The organism is Erwinia billingiae Eb661 (assembly GCF_000196615.1).
GTDB classification, from domain to species: domain Bacteria; phylum Pseudomonadota; class Gammaproteobacteria; order Enterobacterales; family Enterobacteriaceae; genus Erwinia; species Erwinia billingiae.
The window spans coordinates 1,981,927-1,998,552 of the sequence record NC_014306.1; the positions used below are offsets into that span (position 1 = coordinate 1,981,927).

At 47.4% G+C, this 16,626-nt stretch carries 18 protein-coding genes; 14 read left to right on the plus strand and 4 right to left on the minus strand.

Annotation, left to right across the window (positions count from 1 at the left end; genetic code table 11):
• Positions 1-29: 29 nt before the first annotated feature.
• Positions 30-1,253: an acyl-CoA dehydrogenase family protein gene (locus EBC_RS10645; RefSeq protein ID WP_013201794.1), complete on the minus strand. Its 1,224-nt coding sequence runs from the start codon at positions 1,251-1,253 to the stop codon at positions 30-32.
• Positions 1,254-1,756: 503 nt separating this feature from the next.
• Between EBC_RS10645 and EBC_RS10650 the strand changes: the two genes are divergently transcribed.
• Positions 1,757-3,673, plus strand: a complete 1,917-nt coding sequence (locus EBC_RS10650) for an Ig-like domain-containing protein (protein ID WP_013201795.1) — start codon at positions 1,757-1,759, stop codon at positions 3,671-3,673.
• Between the two features lie 529 nt (positions 3,674-4,202).
• Positions 4,203-4,898, plus strand: coding sequence for an aquaporin Z (gene aqpZ / locus EBC_RS10655; protein ID WP_013201796.1), 696 nt, complete (start codon positions 4,203-4,205; stop codon positions 4,896-4,898).
• A 143-nt stretch (positions 4,899-5,041) separates the two neighbouring features.
• Here the strand turns inward: aqpZ and EBC_RS10660 are convergent, their stop codons facing one another.
• The gene (locus EBC_RS10660) at positions 5,042-5,524 is read right to left on the minus strand and encodes a hypothetical protein (protein ID WP_013201797.1); all 483 of its coding nucleotides are present in this window, start codon (positions 5,522-5,524) and stop codon (positions 5,042-5,044) included.
• Positions 5,521-6,372: a winged helix-turn-helix domain-containing protein gene (locus EBC_RS10665; RefSeq protein ID WP_013201798.1), complete on the minus strand. Its 852-nt coding sequence runs from the start codon at positions 6,370-6,372 to the stop codon at positions 5,521-5,523. The genes EBC_RS10660 and EBC_RS10665 overlap by 4 nt, the downstream gene beginning before the upstream one ends.
• A gap of 305 nt (positions 6,373-6,677) precedes the next feature.
• Here EBC_RS10665 and EBC_RS10670 point away from each other — a divergent pair, with 305 nt between their 5' ends.
• The 8 genes from EBC_RS10670 (at position 6,678) to EBC_RS10710 (ending at position 11,306) form a co-directional block, all read left to right on the plus strand.
• A complete protein-coding gene (locus EBC_RS10670) occupies positions 6,678-6,896 on the plus strand; it encodes a TraR/DksA C4-type zinc finger protein (protein WP_134823950.1) in 219 nt (72 codons plus the stop codon).
• A 1,004-nt stretch (positions 6,897-7,900) separates the two neighbouring features.
• On the plus strand, positions 7,901-8,233 hold the full coding sequence (locus EBC_RS26120) for a hypothetical protein (RefSeq protein ID WP_231853688.1): 333 nt from the start codon (positions 7,901-7,903) through the stop codon (positions 8,231-8,233).
• 3 nt (positions 8,234-8,236) lie between these two features.
• Positions 8,237-8,590, plus strand: a complete 354-nt coding sequence (gene mdtJ / locus EBC_RS10685) for a multidrug/spermidine efflux SMR transporter subunit MdtJ (RefSeq protein ID WP_013201800.1) — start codon at positions 8,237-8,239, stop codon at positions 8,588-8,590.
• On the plus strand, positions 8,577-8,906 hold the full coding sequence (gene mdtI / locus EBC_RS10690; protein ID WP_013201801.1) for a multidrug/spermidine efflux SMR transporter subunit MdtI: 330 nt from the start codon (positions 8,577-8,579) through the stop codon (positions 8,904-8,906). Before mdtJ ends, mdtI begins: the two co-directional genes overlap by 14 nt.
• A gap of 37 nt (positions 8,907-8,943) precedes the next feature.
• Entirely contained in the window at positions 8,944-9,513 is a 570-nt protein-coding gene (locus EBC_RS10695; protein ID WP_013201802.1) for a helix-turn-helix transcriptional regulator, read from the plus strand.
• A 13-nt stretch (positions 9,514-9,526) separates the two neighbouring features.
• Complete coding sequence (locus EBC_RS10700) at positions 9,527-9,859, plus strand: SMR family transporter (protein WP_065762072.1); 333 nt, start codon at positions 9,527-9,529, stop codon at positions 9,857-9,859.
• Positions 9,860-10,039: 180 nt separating this feature from the next.
• Positions 10,040-10,813, plus strand: coding sequence for a winged helix-turn-helix domain-containing protein (locus tag EBC_RS10705; protein WP_013201804.1), 774 nt, complete (start codon positions 10,040-10,042; stop codon positions 10,811-10,813).
• Positions 10,803-11,306 (plus strand): FidL-like protein, encoded by a 504-nt coding sequence (locus EBC_RS10710; protein ID WP_041691976.1) that lies wholly within the window; start codon positions 10,803-10,805, stop codon positions 11,304-11,306. The genes EBC_RS10705 and EBC_RS10710 overlap by 11 nt, the downstream gene beginning before the upstream one ends.
• Before the next feature lie 130 nt (positions 11,307-11,436).
• Here the strand turns inward: EBC_RS10710 and EBC_RS26320 are convergent, their stop codons facing one another.
• Positions 11,437-11,589, minus strand: a complete 153-nt coding sequence (locus tag EBC_RS26320; RefSeq protein WP_407919946.1) for a putative hemolysin — start codon at positions 11,587-11,589, stop codon at positions 11,437-11,439.
• A 404-nt stretch (positions 11,590-11,993) separates the two neighbouring features.
• Here EBC_RS26320 and EBC_RS10715 point away from each other — a divergent pair, with 404 nt between their 5' ends.
• The 4 genes from EBC_RS10715 (at position 11,994) to EBC_RS10730 (ending at position 16,576) form a co-directional block, all read left to right on the plus strand.
• Complete coding sequence (locus EBC_RS10715; protein ID WP_157868012.1) at positions 11,994-12,188, plus strand: hypothetical protein; 195 nt, start codon at positions 11,994-11,996, stop codon at positions 12,186-12,188.
• Positions 12,189-12,256: 68 nt separating this feature from the next.
• Complete coding sequence (locus tag EBC_RS10720; RefSeq protein ID WP_013201808.1) at positions 12,257-13,489, plus strand: HlyD family secretion protein; 1,233 nt, start codon at positions 12,257-12,259, stop codon at positions 13,487-13,489.
• On the plus strand, positions 13,476-15,578 hold the full coding sequence (locus EBC_RS10725) for a peptidase domain-containing ABC transporter (RefSeq protein WP_041691978.1): 2,103 nt from the start codon (positions 13,476-13,478) through the stop codon (positions 15,576-15,578). Before EBC_RS10720 ends, EBC_RS10725 begins: the two co-directional genes overlap by 14 nt.
• Positions 15,575-16,576 (plus strand): lysophospholipid acyltransferase family protein, encoded by a 1,002-nt coding sequence (locus EBC_RS10730; protein ID WP_041691979.1) that lies wholly within the window; start codon positions 15,575-15,577, stop codon positions 16,574-16,576. The genes EBC_RS10725 and EBC_RS10730 overlap by 4 nt, the downstream gene beginning before the upstream one ends.
• Positions 16,577-16,626: the final 50 nt, after the last annotated feature.

The following is a 16,626-nucleotide window of genomic DNA, read 5'->3' on the forward strand; positions in this document are numbered from 1 at the left end:
TAAGCGTCGCAGCCGATTATTGAACGCGTTTAAGAGGCGACACCAATACGCCATTGCGGCGGCGGCAAGGTGCCGTTCACCGCAAAATCGCCGACGATACGGTCTTTATAGATGCGGGGATTGTGGGAGGAGAGGGTGCGCGCATTGCGCCAGAACCGATCTAACGACAGCGGATTCAGGGTGGCGGATGCGCCTAACGCATCGAATAAAATGGTGGCGGCATTCAGCAGCAGATCGGTCACCACATTCAGCGATTGTGACACCTCGATCTCAGCGATGGCGTTGGCCTGCACTTCCGCCGGTTCATCGCCGGCATAGCGACTGTCGTAGGCCCGCTGCAGCGCCTCGGCCGTTTTCAGCACAATCGCGCCGCTGGTATAGGCCGCACCGCGCAGTTTGCCGACCACCGCCAGGATCTGCGGATCCTGCGCGGCCCGGGCGGCGTTGCCATTGCTGTAGGTGCGTTTGCGGGTGGCCACGTTTTCAGCCACTTCCCGGCTGAGCTGGCGGCCAAGGCCCGCAAGAGTCGCGAGGTGAACCAGCTGATAAAATGCCGGGGAGTATTTGAATTTATCCTCGTCGTAGATATCGCTTTCATCCACCACCACGTTATTAAACACCGACGTGCCGCTGGCGGTGAGCCGTTGACCAAACCCATTCCAGTCATCAACCACCGTCACACCGGGTGCCGAGCGTGAAACGGTGATCGCCAGCGTTTTCCCCGTCTCATCACTGATGCCGACGTCAATCCAGTCAGAATAGAGCGAGCCGGTGGTGTAGAACTTTTTGCCATCTATGCGCCACTGATTGCCAATCTGTTCAAGCCGCGTCGAAAACGCCGACTGCTGCACGTCACCGGCTTCGCTCCAGGCCGGGCCGACGATATCACCGCGGCCCAGTCGCGGTAACCAGGTTTCGCGTCGTCGGGGGTTATCACTGTTCAGCACATTTTCGACAAACCCCAAATGACCGCGTATCGACTGGACCAGATTTGAATCAGCTTCGCCGAGCTCAATTAACAAATTAAACAGCTCAGGTAAGGAAATACCGCTGCCGCCATATTCTTGCGGTACGCGCAATGCTGTGAAACCACTCTCTTTTAACCACTGAATCTGTTCGAAAGGTAATTCACGGTTTATTTCCCGTTCAATCGCGCCGTCGCGAATTCTGGTAAAGAGTGGCCTGAAACGTTCCGCCAGTTGCTCATAATCAGGCGTTGGGCCTGCCCCCCAGGCTGCATCAATTTGCGACATGCTGATCCCTTATCGTTAATTCGCGCTAAACGGTTTTAGCAAACGCCATACCATTGATTAATCTACTGATATTAAATGTGAAAGTGATTTGGCTGGCGAGTCGGTGACGGTTGAAATTAGGCAACCGTTACCGCGCTGTCGGTATTCAAACTGTAAAGGGGTTGGTGAAGAATAAACAGGTAGAAATAATCATAAGCTAAATCAATACGCAGATTAGTATTCAGAATTTGGCCACTATCTATAAATCAAATGAAGGATTAGGGTGAGGGCAGCTTAAACGGTGACCCACCGCGAAGGGCACAAGATTAAAAAAATCATTTGCTGTTTATTCCTCTTTTCAAAATGAAAAGGGGATTTGCTATTGCAAAATTGTTACCCGTTAAGGTAACCCGTTCCTGCCAGAGGAAACGGGCCGTCTCGTATGGCTCGCACAAACCATCCGCCATCCCGCACCTTCAGGTGTCGCGATGGCTTGCGCGCCAAAATTCTGAACGAGGTGACCTATGTCCCAACGCGTTGACTACCGTGCTCTGCGTCTGGAGTCTGTTTTCCAGAATGCGGTCAGCAACTATGCTGCCGCCGAAACCACGGAACCTGCATCATCCAGCCGCCTGGCGGTACCCACCCTCACGCCGGAAATGGCCAGCAGCCTGAGTGCGCCCGGCATCAATACCCTGGCGGTCAGCACGGTGGATACCGATGCGCCTGCACCGTTGCGCCCTTATGAACCGGTCGCCAGCGATGGCGTGATTGCCGCCTGGGAAGCCAGCCACCGTATTCATCTGCGTGGCCGGGCAGAAGGCGAGGCCGGTTCGACCGTCACCCTGAGCTTTAACGATCAAAGCTGGACCAGTACCGTCAACAAGTGGGGTTACTGGAACGCCTCGATGCCGCCAGAGGTGCTGAAAGGCTTGTCCGACGGCAATTACAGCCTGAAGCTGACCATCACCGATAAAGCCGGCAACCACACCGATACCAACGTGGATTTTGGCCTGTATGTTGATAAGACCATCAAGCCGACCCTGACGGTGGACGCCATCAGCGGCGATAACGCCATCAACGTCGCCGAAAGCATTTATGGCGTGGACATCAGCGGCACCTCAACGCATATGGCCAACCACAACAAAGTTACCCTGACGCTGGGCGCCGCGACCGTCACCGCTTTAGTCAATGCTGACGGCAGCTGGACCGGCCACTTTACCACCGAGCAATTGCTGGCAATGCAGGATGGCCTGCACAGTCTGACCCTGACCGCGGTTGATGCGAATGGCAAAACCAGCACCGTCAGCCACGATCTGACGTTAATCACCCATATGACCAGCGTGCCAGAAATCCACTTCGACAAGGTCACGGATGACAATGTGATCAACCTGGCGGAGAGCCAACACGATCTGCTGTTGAGCGGCTCACTGTCTGCCGTGGCGTTGGGTCAGTCGCTGATCCTGAAAGGTAGCGATGGTCACGAGCATGCCGCAACCATTGATGCTCAGGGACACTGGCAGGTGCTGATCGCCGCGGCCGACGTGGCCGGATTTATTAAAAATGGTGAGATCCACGCCTGGTATCATGACGGGGCCAATAACTATACCGATATGGCGCAAGAGCTGAATGTGGTCACCCAGCTGACGCCGGTTTATTACGAGATGGATATCGGCGGTGACATGATCCTGAACTATCAGGAAGCACAGCAGGATTTGAGTTTCTATATTGAAGGCGTGACCTCGCTGGACATCAACGGCAAAACCTACCAGCCGGACAGTGGCGGAATGATCACCTTACCGAGCGCCGATCTGCTGGCGCTGGCGGAAGGGCCGGTGACCGCCAGTGCCCATCGCTCGGATCAATATGGCAACAGCGACACGCAAACCCTGAGCGACTTTTTTGACGTCGCGACCCACAATTTACCGACGCTGACGCTGGATACCGCGTTTGCGGATCACGTTATCGGTGCGGATGATGTCAATACCTGGCATCTGTTGCAGGGCAGTTCAACCCATCTTGATGCGGGCAGTACGGTGACCTTAACCCTTGGCGATCAAAGCTACAGCGCGGCGGTTAAAGCCGATGGCAAATGGGCGCTGACCATTCTTGCCGGACAGCTGGCGCCGCTGGATGACGGGGACTATGTCATTAAGGTGACGGCACATGACAGCGCCGGCAACCAGGCCTCGGCCAGCGAAAATGTCACCGTAGCGTCCCACGAAACCGCGCTGAATATGGATCATTTACTGGCGTTTTACGCGCCGACGGTTGCTCAGGATGATGGGGCAACGGTGAGTTCATCGCCCGTGACGGCCAGCGTGGCCACGGACACCACGGCCAGTTCCGCCAGCCATATCCCGGCCGAAAGTACGCTGGTTAACGACTCACCTTATACGCTGGCTGACCACTTATTACAGCACCCGGCAGTGATGGTGTAATTAGCGCGCGGCAGTGACCCTCACCGGTTTCGCTATTAGCGGAGGAGGGCACGACTGAGACCTATTGTCGTAAGCGGCAGCAGGGCGAATATTCCAACGCCTGCTGCCGGGGTTATTGTCTGGTGAAGAGTCAATTCATCAGGCAATATCCATCCTCGCCTGAAAATACATCTCATAAAACTCTCATGTTTCACTTCAGAACGTTATAAACGCTGTTCATCTTTGCGGGTGAGGCATTTTTGTGTGTAAAATAAATCGAATTATATCATGTGATTAGCGGTGTAACTGCTTTGTAATGCGTCAGGCTGACTGGCTTCCTATTTCCTGCCGGCCAAATGATAACTTTATGAGTTGAACAGAATAACTCAGCCCGTAAACTGCCCCTAAGAAAAGTGACGTTAATTTATTCAAACCATTCGGATGATTTTATTCTCACTATGACGTCTCATTCCCTTCATTAATTCCCGATGTGCAAAGATCCTCAAATGTCTTTGCGCATTACACTCCACTTAACGTTTCAGGTGACGGTATGTTTAAGAAATTATCCGCAGAGTTTATCGGTACATTTGTATTGGTGTTTGGCGGTTGTGGTAGCGCCATTTTTGCCGCCGGTTTTCCGGGATTAGGCATCGGCTTTGCCGGTGTGGCGCTGGCGTTTGGCCTGACGGTATTGGTGATGGCCTTTGCGGTCGGCCCTGTTTCTGGCGGGCACTTTAACCCGGCGGTGACGCTGGGCCTGTTCGCCGGTGGCCGTGTCGCCGCCCGCGACGTGGTGCCGTATATCCTTGCGCAGGTTCTGGGTGGGATCGCTGGCGCCGCCGTGTTGTATGTGATTGCCAGTGGCCATGCCGGTTTTGATGCCACCGCCAGCGGTTTTGCGTCTAACGGTTACGGCGAGCATTCACCGGGTGGTTACAGCCTGATGGCGGCGATGGTGTGTGAAGGCGTGCTGACCGCAATCTTCCTGATTGTGATCCACGGTGCAACTGACAAGCGTGCGCCGGCCGGATTCGCGCCGATTGCCATCGGTCTGTCGCTGACGCTGATACACTTAATCAGCATTCCGGTCACCAACACCTCGGTCAACCCGGCGCGCAGTACCGCAGTGGCGATATTCCAGGGCACCTGGGCAATGGACCAGCTGTGGATGTTCTGGTTAATGCCAATTATCGGCGGTGTTATCGGTGGTCTGGTTTACCGTTTTTTTCTGGCATCGAAAGACTGAATATTCAGCCTGATTAATAAAACTGCTGTAGGGAATGCCCGCCAATCGCGTTAACCGATCGGCGGGCATTTTTTTGTTGGTGTTCATGGAGCCGGATGTGATGGCGAGGGGGCCAAAACAAAGAGTGGCCGGGCGGGCAAAAGTTAGTATTCCGAACAAATCATATAAGGCGTCGGGGTGGTGGTGAAAATCCACACGCCCGGCCGGATCTGCTTTATTCTGACGTGATGCGTCCCGACATTCCTGCTGAAGTAAAAGTCAGAGAGGAATTTTCGCAGCACCTGCTGATCGCCGTCATTCACTTCCATTACGCCGTTGGGTTTTTCCGTAAAGGTAAACTCGCCATCCTGTTGCGTGTAAAGAAACTCCTTTTTCAGATCGATGTCAGATTTTTTGACCCCATCCTTAAAGTAAGTCCCGTTCATGGTGATATAGCCATCGCCATGGTTCAGGTTGTAGTTAATCGACAGGCTGAGCATTTCATCGCCTGAATGGGTATTGAAATTAGCGGTGCAGAAGAAGACATCGTTTGCACGGACCTGCTCTTTACCCAGCGAATAACCGGCAAAGCCAAACAGCAGGATCACCACCGACATCAGGACGGTGCGTAGGTTAATTTTCTTCATTGTTGTTGACCGTTTTCGCTATAGAAGTCGGAGGTGCAGAGCGGAGTTTTATCGCTGCCTGACGCGGTAAGTTCTTTTGAACAACGTAATATCGACACCTCTTCAGACGGTGGGTAATTAGTGATGTACCACCATTTCTGCGTTCCGCATTCGACATTCTTATCGGCAATGAATTTGGTGAAGAATGCGTCGTCTCTTGACGAGTAATTCCTGAACACCTGGCAGTCTTTAACGTTGCCCAACGGTGAAAAGTCCGGCGCAATATAGGCAGGGATAGTATCGTTGCCCAGATAACGCGTCGCAGCCGTGGTAATCAAAAACGCCATACAACAGGCGATGCCGAAGTAGACATAATGACGCTTGCGATTCTTCTTAACGGCAGCCGGTGCGGAAGGTATTGCGCTGCCGGGGGGTAAAGACGTGATTTCCCCGGCAGAATGAAGGACCGGGGCAGGCATCGCCATGTTCACCTCATCAGCCGGGCTGATGCTCTCTTCATTCTCATAAACAAACTCCACCGGGAAACCGGCCGGTATCATAAAGCCCCGCTTGGGCACCGTTCTTATCATCTCACTGGAAACACCCATCGATTCCAGCGCCTTACGCAGTATCGACATGTTCTGGTAAACCGTATTCGGTGAAACCATCATTCCCCTTGCCTCCCAGGCAAAGGAAAGCAGATCGCTATGAGAAACAATCTCGCCTTTATGCTGCAGCAAACTTAACAGGCACAGGCTGGCAGGGATGGCTAAAGCAACCTGATTCTCACTGTCTCCGGCCTTATAAAGAGAGTGCGTGATCGGGGCATACACCACGTTACCCTCAAGCTGAATGGTTTTAATGCCCATAGTGTCTCGACCCAACCCGGTTGAAATTTCAGTAAAAAATCAAAGTATCACAGAATTATAAGCGCCACTAATGATGCCGGTTCACTTTTTTATCAGGCTTTTCTCATGTATCTGAAGCGGCTGAGATATCAATGGGTAAATTGCATCAGAACGGATAAGACCGCAGGGCAAAACCCTCAAACCGACTTCAAAATTTAAAAACATCAAAGGCTTCAAAGACTTCATAACAGCATGAGTTGATGCAGGTGCCTGGGCTACCTGATAATAATTATTACGTTCAGGACATGACTAACAAGGGGGCTCCTGTGGCCGACTTAGCTGATGAGGCTGAAAAATGCATTACGCTGGCGCAGCGTAACGAAATTATCTCAATCCGGATAATGCTGACACAAACAGGTCAGGAAAGTTGTCAGGATTGCGGAGAGACTATTTCAGATGAACGGCGTCGAATTATCCCCAGCGCAGTGACCTGCTATACCTGCCAGGATATTCGCGAATTACGAGAGAAAACCCTCTTTAAATGAATTGGCTAACGCTGACGCCAACTTATTAACGGTTTCATCTACCGACCCTGTCATCAGGCGCTGGGGGATCGCAACACCTTTCACCATGGTATTGAGTAATTTCAGCATGAATAAGACAACCGCACTGCTTTTTGTAGGGGTGATGATCATTAGCTATTTCATTGCCAATTGCCCAAATCCGCTGGGTGAACCCGCAGACGATGGCTACGCCCAAAAGGCCTTCTCCGACGCCCCACCTGAGATACTCACCCTTAGTGGAGATTGAGGGAGAAATAGTGGGCTTTTTTCCGGCTGCGGGGAACAGTGGATTTTTCACCCTAACTCCTTCTCTAAACGTTTAATCGCTTTTAACGGTCGCTTTTATTCTCAGACTCTTCGAATTTGGGGGGCTGCCTTTTTTGTATTGCGAATAAAGCCTTTTTATCGCCTCAATATCCCCTCTTTTGAAACGCCAATCTCATTTACCGGTATGAAGATATAATTTATTTCTCATAGGCAGAATATTAATCTATAGAAGCAATAATTTTCGATATATATGGCCTGTCTAGGATTTTTCCATGAGAATGGACCCCATCGACGAAACCTCTGGCTAAGCGGGTTTCAAAGAATTCCGACAAACAAACCGTAAAATTTCGCATAGAAGCCTTTAGCGGAAATTACACGGCGAATAACAACTCCAAAATTTCTGAATGGGGAGGCGGAGACCAGGCGTTTTCATTATTCCCTAAGGTTGGGTGCACTAACCAAAGTGCTGGCTGGATAGTGGGGTCTACGCAAGTCGCATGGCTGTGGCGCGTACCAGAAGGGAATCAAGGTTGCTATGGTATCAGCTCGGTCGACCGGCCTGTGAGAGATGGGTTGTTACGCGGATTACACCTCAATTGACGGGTAAGAGCAGTTTCAATCTTTCAAGTTCAGGCAATTTCACCGTCTATCTGACCTGTGAGTATGAAAGCGGAACAGGGTGTGCCATAAGCAGCGACAAAACGGGGGAGCTGGTTCACGTGAAAACCTTCTTAACGTTGCCCGTCAATATTACAGACGTTCAATCAGGCACTACGGTGGTTCGCCAGGAACTGTATACCGGATTTGATACCAGCAAAAATATTTTTCACACCGATACGTTTGCCAGAGGAGTCAAAGGAAGCATTGATTTCAATGTAGACAAACGGGACGTGGGCAACATGCTAAAAAACGCGCCTGATACCTATCGCGGTAGCGGGACGGTGATATTTAACCCGAAACTTATTGATAGTTCAATAGCATTCTGCCTGTCAAACGCCAGCGTAATTCAAAATCAACTCAATTATCAGGAGGGAGTTTACGTCCCAATATAAAATATGATTATTTATTGGATTTATCTAGGTCTTGCAATCGCAACAGAGGTTATTGGCACGCTATCGATGAAGTGGTCAAGCGTCAATGATAACAACATTGGTTTTATTTTTATGTTAGTGATGATTGCCACATCCTACGTGTTGTTATCCTTTTCCGTAAAGAAGGTCGCCCTCGGGGTTGCCTATGCGCTATGGGAAGGGATCAGCATTGTGATTATTACGGCATTGAGCGTGCGATTATTTGATGAATCACTGACCTTAATGAAAGTCGCCGGTCTGACCCTGTTGATTATCGGCATTGCGTTGATTAAATCAGGAACCAAGCTTAAAAAAGGAGTGAGTGATGCAACAATTTGAATGGATCCATGCGGGCTGGTTAATTGTTGCCGTGTTGCTTGAAGTTGTCGCTAACATTTGGCTGAAATATTCGGATGGTTTCAGAAATAGAAAATATGGCCTTTTGTCACTTGCCGCGGTGCTATGCGCATTTGCTTCACTTGCGCAAGCGGTGAAAGGGATTGAGCTTTCCGTAGCTTATGCGGTGTGGGGAGGATTTGGCATCATCGCAACCATTATCGCCGGTGGTGTATTATTTAATCAGCGGTTAAATCGAAAGGGCTGGACTGGCGTGCTGTTTATCCTCTCCGGCATGGTGCTGATCAAACTTTCGTGAGAAAAAAGGATTTTTTAGACCGACAGGACATGGAAATATGCTATATAAAATCATGATTATAGACAGCAATGAGTATTTTAAGGCTGGACTGAAAGCGATTATCAGAAATTACTTTCTAAAGACACGCCATGATGTGATGTTTATCAAAATGGAAAATGCGCATCCTCTTGCAGATATTATATTTTGGGCGCCTAATATTTCGTGGGATGAAATACCCATCGATCTGGCCTACGACAAGAGAATAATATTGATTGGCAATAAACAAAAACATGGGTATTTCCGGGCGAAAGTCTATCGGGATGCACCTTGTTCCGTATTGCACGATATTCTTTTCAATATTATCCGGATGCGCATCTGTTCGCTTCATCGAGAATTTGTTTCTGACAAGCTTTCAATACAGCAGAATCTGGTGCTATATTATTTTTCATTAGGCGAGAAACCGTTAGATATCGCGAACTATATGAATATAAGTGAAAAAACCGTTAGTCAGCATAAGCGCAAGGCGATGACGGTATTGAAATTGTGCAATAATACCGATCTGAACCAGTGGCTACTGGCAAGGTTAGCATATTGTAACGAGCACCACATCGATTTCAGTAATTATTAAAGGACAGGTTATGATTAAAACGTATATGTTTTTGGGTATTGCAATCATTGCTGAAGTCATTGCGACCAGCAGCTTAAAAAGCTCGGAAAGTTTTACCCGCTTATGGCCAACCGTGCTTTGCGTGCTGGGCTATACGGTGGCCTTTTTCTTTTTATCATTGACATTGAAGGCCTTGCCCACCGGCATTGCTTATGCCATTTGGTCAGGGGTTGGCATCGTATTGATATCGGTCACCAGCTATCTCTTGTATGGCCAGAAACTGGACCCCGCCGGGATCGCGGGATTGACTCTCATTATTGCTGGGGTTTTAGTGGTGAATCTTTTTTCAAAATCAATCACGCATTAAAGAAGGAAAGCCGCAAAGTAAAAGAGGAAGCTTTTCATTTTTTTACTTAACCCAGGCTGGCAGCGGAGGAATATGAAACTGTGCTGAGTGCTTACCTAACTACCGGAATTAACTGTACTTGTTTATTGTTGTCAACTACACTTACCTGACATTTTTAATTATTTCCTTAATGGTCTAAAAATGCAATACACCATCAATAATACAATAAAGTATAATACGTATGAAGGTTCGTTAACATTAGTGTCGACCAATGACACGTTAACCTTGCCTTTGCCTGCCCGAAGATTAATTGAATTGATTTTAGAATCTGAAGGGGAAATATTAACCCGCGACTTTTTGTTCGTCGAAGTATGGGATAAATATGGCCTGAGAAGTTCCAACAGCAACCTGAATCAGTATATGAGTATCCTCAGGAGGAGCCTGGTGAGGTTGGGGTGTGATAACTTTATTGTCACGCTACCGACGGTGGGCATCAGACTGAGTGAAAATGTGCTCATTACGAAAGAAGACGTGCCAGGGATTCCGCACATTATCAACTCAGAGGATGTCAGTGAACTGGGAAAGTCGTTTTCCTTTTCAAGAAAAAAGATTCTGTCTGTGCTGTTATTGATGCTGGTCATCATCAGCGGCGGTTTAATTTACAAATACCTGTATACGGATAGTTTAGATCCTACCGCTCAGGTTGTGAAGATGGAAGGTGGATGTGAACTTACTATGCTTAAAACCTTTAATGACAGTGAAGTTGCCAATGTGAAGAAGCAAGTGGGAATAATCATGAAGAAAAATCAACTGAGCTGTCAGACCGGTAAACGCGTCTATTTCGACAATTATGCCTCTTCATCCTTACAAACTTACGGGCGCACAATGCTGTCGTACTGCAGTATTGGTAATAATGGTTATAACATATCTTGTGAAAATGTTTATTATCTGGACTGGAGTGGTGATGAAAAGTAAAAGAACGGTCCTTTTTATTACTGTGAGTCTTGTAGTGATTGTTGCCGTGGCGTTGACCGCTTTTATCGGGCATTGGGTCGTCTGGCGGGAGAGAATCGTTCCCTTTAAATGCACGTTCTTCACCCATTATGATTTTGGAAAAAATCAAAGTGACCTGACGTTTTCCGTCACCCAGGATATGCGGTTTTATTCGAAAGAATCCGGCTATGTGATTTTTAATGGCAAAGTTACCATCAACGGTGAAACCAAAAAGTTGAACCGGAGCCTGTTGCTGTCGGACGGCGTATTTTTACAAGGAAAAACCATCAGCTATCATATCAAAGACATGAAAAAATCAATACTGGATGATACCCCCGATAACGTGTTTAAAATGTTGTTAGGCGAGTACACCTTTAATCCTGAGACTTTCCAGATTGACATTTTCCCTCTGGATAAAAAAAGTTACATTGTTGGTGGTCCTTATTCGTTTACCAGTTCCTGTATCCGCTATTAATCATTTAAGCAGGCGTTTGTTGTCCCTACAGTTTGTCTGTCGCGTTACAAATGAAGTTATGCCTATCTATTCTCAGAACGGGTCATCATCTGGCGACGATGACCGACCCGTTTAAACAGAGTTTTTGAAATCAGTTCTGTTTATGCTCCCTTCTGTATAAATCCCATTCATCGATATGTTCACCGTCCGCTAACGTACAATACCCTTTTTTTCCTGCGTCAGACTCGCTGGTACTTAACTTACCACTGACGTGGAGACAATAGACTGCAGCCGGATTCGCCATATTCAGCGAGGGAGAAGGTTTACCTTCCTCAGTGGTGCAGGCAGCGAGGGTCACACACCCTAACAATATAACAATAGGCTTCACTGTTTTTCCTTTAAGTAAACTAAAATATGTCAATATTTTAGCATGTCGACAAAGATTATCCACTTTGGTTTTTTTGAAGGTGTTGTGATATTTTTAAAATTTTTTCATAAAACTGTTAAATTCATAGATTTTAAATATCAATATCATTCCGATGGTAGAATAAAAATCTAATTAAGGGTTTTTTTCCCATAAATATTGTTGCCGCCAGATTAACAAGGCAGCATGACGTTGTGATATATATTGCCGAGGCTGCAATGAGTATAGCTGCGATTTTATATAACACCTGGTTTCTACTTTAACTTTATTTATGGAGAAATATGATGCTGAACAAAACAGCAATGAGTGCTGAACACTGTAAGGAAGTGCGCGGTGGTTGGGGGAGTGGATGGGGCGGCGGCGCTATTGGTGGGATCGGTGGCGCCGGTATTGGCGCAATTATGGGTATTCCGGGAGCTGCTGTAGGCGCACTGGTTGGCAGTGCTGCTGGTGTAGCGATTGAGAAAAGTGCTTCTTAATCTCGCCTGATATTTTATTCGTCATCAATAAGAGGTGGGGTAAACCCCACCTCTGATATTAAGCTATTATGTCAAATCAATTTAATCAGTGTTTTACGCGTGCTCCTATCAGTCTTAATTTTTTTTGCGGTGTCATTGCGCTTATGACAGCTATTTTTATGTTGTTATTGCTGAATGGCCGTTATGGTAAACAAGAAGATGTTAAGGGTTTGATCCGCAGCGAGTCATTTTACCGGCTAACGGCAGAAAAACCCGGAAATGTTTCTGCGATCTACGTTAATGAAGGCGACAGCGTTAATCCGGGAGATGCCATTTTTAGCGTGGCTTTACTGTGGCAAAATACCAAAGACCATAATGGTGTTGGTAATATGGCCGAGGAGACAACCAAGCGGTTGAATGAGACGTTAGTGGAATTCGAGACTGAACGAGAAAATCAGTCAGAAAATGATGACCAACTCCTCATTCAAAAAGAACGTTATTTTAACGAGTTGACACAATCCATCTCCATCGCCGAAAACGCAATCAAAAACTATCACGATAAAAAACGTCTTTATGCCACTCAGTTACGCGATTTAACGCGATTATACAAAGACAACGCTATTACTAAGACGGAAGTGGAAAACACCAGGCAGCTGATCATTGAAAATGAGCTGGGTGTGAAAAAAAGTGAGGTTGAAAAGTCTGGACTGTTGCAAACTAAAATAGAAAAAGAAATTCATTACGCCAGGCTTGAGCAAGAGTCCTTACAACGTAAAAATGACATCAGCCGTAAAATAAGGGAAATCGGTAGCGAGTTAAATAATATCCGCATGCGACAGGAATATATTGTCACTTCACCCATAAAAGGGATTGTCCATGACATGGGGATATTGAAAGGGGACTTCATTGATGGACGCGCCCTGACGCCATCAGTGATCCTGAAAGAAAACAGCGCTGCAGAACCTGTTGTAGTCCTGCAACTGAGCAGTAAACAAATCGGCCTGATAAGCCCTGGCGAGAAGGTCTTCGTACGTGTTGATACTTTCCCCTATGAAAGCTATGGCGTTTTGGCCGCAAAGGTCATCAATATTTCTACCACACCGACCCGGGTCAGTGTGGATGATAAAGAATCCTGGTTCCGGGTGAAGCTGAATATTCTGGCTAATGACAAACATAATAAAATCCCGATGGAATTTCTCGCGGACGGCATGACCGTCAGTGCCTCATTACGTCAGCCAAAGCAAACGTTAATTGAGTGGTTATTCCTTCCTGTGAAACAAGCCCTCAAACGTAATCCGGATTATATCCATGCTGAAAAATAATGTACGAGATGTCCTACAGGATGAGTGCGCAGAATGCGGTCTGGCCTGTGTCAGTTATATCAGCGCAATGTTTAATAAGACGCTGCAGTTGCAGACCCTCCGTAACCAGTATGAGGTCACTCTTGAGGGGCTTTCATTTTTTCATCTGATAAAGATTTTTTCCGACCATCAGATGATTGCCACCGGCGTTCAGGTCGCCGCAGACAGCCTGCGTGAGCTGCAAACGCCGGCAATTTTACTGTGGGATAACTGCCATTTTGTGGTGCTTAAAAAAACCAGCAAAACAAAAATCGAAGTCATGGATCCTGCCATCGGCAGCCGTTCCTTCACCTGGCGGGAAGTAGAGAAGTTTTACTCAGGCGTTGCGCTTGAAGTCATACCCGATAACAGCTTCGTGGCCGATACGAAAGGGCAGCGCAGGGAAAATTCCGCAGACAATGGCCATTTTTTCAGCGCCAGTGCTTTCAGAAAAGGACTTAAGAGTTGGAAAAGCTATCTGATCCCGCTGGCGGTGCTGGCGGTGATCATTCAGCTGACCCATATTGCCATTCCTAAGTTTATTTCTTTAGTCTTCGATGAAGTCTTGTCAAAAAACGACGATGATTTACTGTTTCTGTTGCTGTACATCTTCGGTTTTGTCTATCTGCTGCAGGCGATTGCAAGCTATCTGAAAATCGCCCAAGCCCAGCGATTAAGAAGGATGTTAAGCCTGAATGAAGGGCACCGGATAGTCAGCGATCTTCTCAACATGGAGTTGAAGTATTTCGGTAAACGAATGGCATCGGATATTTTACGTAAAATTAAATCCGTTGATGTTTTCCACATTATCTATACCAATGGTTGGATAGATATTTTCATACAGTCATTTTTTGCCGGTTTATTTGTGGTGCTGCTGTTTTTCATCAACACCCATCTGGCCATGCTCACCCTTGCGGTGACCTCCATAATGATCCTCGTTAGAGTGTTAATGCTGCCAGAAATGCTCTCCCGCCAATATGCTTCTCTCGATGCCGAAGTCCGCAGAGATAATGTATTGCTGGAGTCGGTAGATAATATCGATGTGATTAAGATCAATCACAATGAACATCACAGGATCCTGGCATGGTCCGAGCATCATTCAGAGCTGGAATACAATCGCTCCGCAATTGAAAGAACGCAGTCGCTGATTGAATTAATGGTGACGACCCTTTCGCATGTTCAGACCTTACTGATTATCGGCCTGGGATCGTTAAGCGTACTGCAGGGTGAGACAACGGCGGGGCAGTTACTGACTTTTATCTTCTATAAAAATTGTCTGGTTAATAATATTCAGTCAATTGTCGAAAGTCATGTCAATATCCGGGTGTGTTCCGTTGAGGTTAAACGCTTACAGGAAATACTACCGTCTGATAAAACGGCTGCGATATCGTTCAAGTCTTCGGTCAAAGAGATAACTGAACCGGTGCGAAAAGTGAGTTTCCGTGATATCAGCTTTGCCTACAGTAATCTTGACGATAATTTCATAAAAAACGTCAATTTTGATATTCACGAAGGTGAGAAACTCGTCATCACCGGGCCCTCGGGCTGCGGTAAAACCACCTTAATGAATATGTTATCGGGCCTGCTCAAACCTACGGCAGGTGAGATTCTGATTAATGATATTTCACTGGCCAGGTTTGGACTTAATCCCTTCCAGCAACAGATCTCATTGGTGAGTCCTAATGGGAAGTTAATCAAAGGTAACGTGATGGATAATATTATTTTTGAATCCGATCGCTATGATATAACGTTACTGGAGAACTGCATCGAACAGGCAGATTTTGCCGAGGTTATCAGAAGTTTGAAATCCGGTTTGAATACCTCGCTCGGCGCTAACGGTACCAGGCTCTCATCCGGCCAACAGCAACGACTAATGATTGCCCGAGCCTTGTACCGAAAGCCGCAGCTCTTGCTGCTGGATGAACCCACTTCACATCTTGATGATGAATCGCGTCACAAAATCATTGCGCTTATTCGCCGCCTGCCCGTCGCCTGCGTGGTTGTCAGTCATGATGCTGCCTTAATAGACAGTATTGAACAGCGGGTGGTTCTGCGGGGAGAGGCCAGATGATATCGGGCATCAATGCGAGGCCAGGCCTGCTGCACAGGCGTGTTTTGCTGGCAATGGTTGCCAGGGCAATGGCGGTGGTAGCTACATGGCGATCCTTATCCACCGCATTGTTATTGATAAACATGGTTTCTGTTTTATTCAGAAGGACGCTTTCTGAATACTATTCAGTCAAGACGGCCATGCAGTTATCTGCAAAGGTTACCGGTAGGCAAGAGCCATGGTCTGGAAGGCAGCTTATTTTAACCAAGCTAATTTCCCGTTACCTCTCACTGTTCATGTTTTCACATGACTGGAAAACGGTTTCGGCTTTGCTGGAGAAGGTTTGTCATCTGTCCGATCCGAATCTGACACAGGCGAAATTGTTGCTCTGTACGCATACCGGAGATTACTGGCTGACAATATTAACTCTGGCCAGACAATACCAGGGCATGGATTACGATTTTCTGGTGCCGATATTTGAAGAGATTACCGAAGAAAATGCGCGAAACTATAACCTGATCGCCATACCCGGCGTACGCGTATCCTTTATCAATATCAACGCGCCAGGCGCGTTGATTAAGATCGCGCGTTATTTGCGGGAGCCGAATAAGGTGGTGGCTGTTTTCTATGATCTGCCCTGTTATGTGGCCGGGAATTTAACCGGAGCGGTCGAGCCGGTGACGTTTTTTAATAAAAAAGGCCATATGACCACGGGGATTATAAAACTCGCCATAAAACGAGCGGTGTGTATGAAACTTGTCTCTAACCGCTATAACGAGGCTTCCCGAAAATTCACGGTGACAACCGCAGCGGTTATCGGTAGGCAACAGCATGAAATAAACCATGAAATGGTCGGTTTTCTTGAACGCTATGTCAGGGAAACCCCATGGCAATGGCATTTCATTTCAACCCTAGACACCTATTACCATTTTCCACTGATCGCCCTTCACAGGAAAAACGAAAAAGAGATGCGCCATTTTACTGTGTTAAACAACAAATACCGTCGCAGCTATGACTAAATTATTCTCATTCAGGACCCTGTTTATCACCACGACATTAAGCCTGAGCG

Excerpts from the sequence above, each read along its gene's own strand:
- EBC_RS10710 (WP_041691976.1), top strand. The coding sequence starts at position 10,803 with ATGAAAAGTAAAAGAACGGTCCTTTTTATTACTGTGAGTCTTGTAGTG.
- EBC_RS10645 (WP_013201794.1), bottom strand. The coding sequence starts at position 1,253 with ATGTCGCAAATTGATGCAGCCTGGGGGGCAGGCCCAACGCCTGATTAT.
- EBC_RS10715 (WP_157868012.1), top strand. The coding sequence starts at position 11,994 with ATGCTGAACAAAACAGCAATGAGTGCTGAACACTGTAAGGAAGTGCGC.
- EBC_RS10720 (WP_013201808.1), top strand. The coding sequence starts at position 12,257 with ATGTCAAATCAATTTAATCAGTGTTTTACGCGTGCTCCTATCAGTCTT.
- EBC_RS10725 (WP_041691978.1), top strand. The coding sequence starts at position 13,476 with ATGCTGAAAAATAATGTACGAGATGTCCTACAGGATGAGTGCGCAGAA.
- EBC_RS10650 (WP_013201795.1), top strand. The coding sequence starts at position 1,757 with ATGTCCCAACGCGTTGACTACCGTGCTCTGCGTCTGGAGTCTGTTTTC.
- mdtJ (WP_013201800.1), top strand. The coding sequence starts at position 8,237 with ATGATTATTTATTGGATTTATCTAGGTCTTGCAATCGCAACAGAGGTT.
- EBC_RS10660 (WP_013201797.1), bottom strand. The coding sequence starts at position 5,524 with ATGAAGAAAATTAACCTACGCACCGTCCTGATGTCGGTGGTGATCCTG.
- EBC_RS10665 (WP_013201798.1), bottom strand. The coding sequence starts at position 6,372 with ATGGGCATTAAAACCATTCAGCTTGAGGGTAACGTGGTGTATGCCCCG.
- mdtI (WP_013201801.1), top strand. The coding sequence starts at position 8,577 with ATGCAACAATTTGAATGGATCCATGCGGGCTGGTTAATTGTTGCCGTG.
- aqpZ (WP_013201796.1), top strand. The coding sequence starts at position 4,203 with ATGTTTAAGAAATTATCCGCAGAGTTTATCGGTACATTTGTATTGGTG.
- EBC_RS10695 (WP_013201802.1), top strand. The coding sequence starts at position 8,944 with ATGCTATATAAAATCATGATTATAGACAGCAATGAGTATTTTAAGGCT.
- EBC_RS10705 (WP_013201804.1), top strand. The coding sequence starts at position 10,040 with ATGCAATACACCATCAATAATACAATAAAGTATAATACGTATGAAGGT.
- EBC_RS10730 (WP_041691979.1), top strand. The coding sequence starts at position 15,575 with ATGATATCGGGCATCAATGCGAGGCCAGGCCTGCTGCACAGGCGTGTT.
- EBC_RS26320 (WP_407919946.1), bottom strand. The coding sequence starts at position 11,589 with ATGGCGAATCCGGCTGCAGTCTATTGTCTCCACGTCAGTGGTAAGTTA.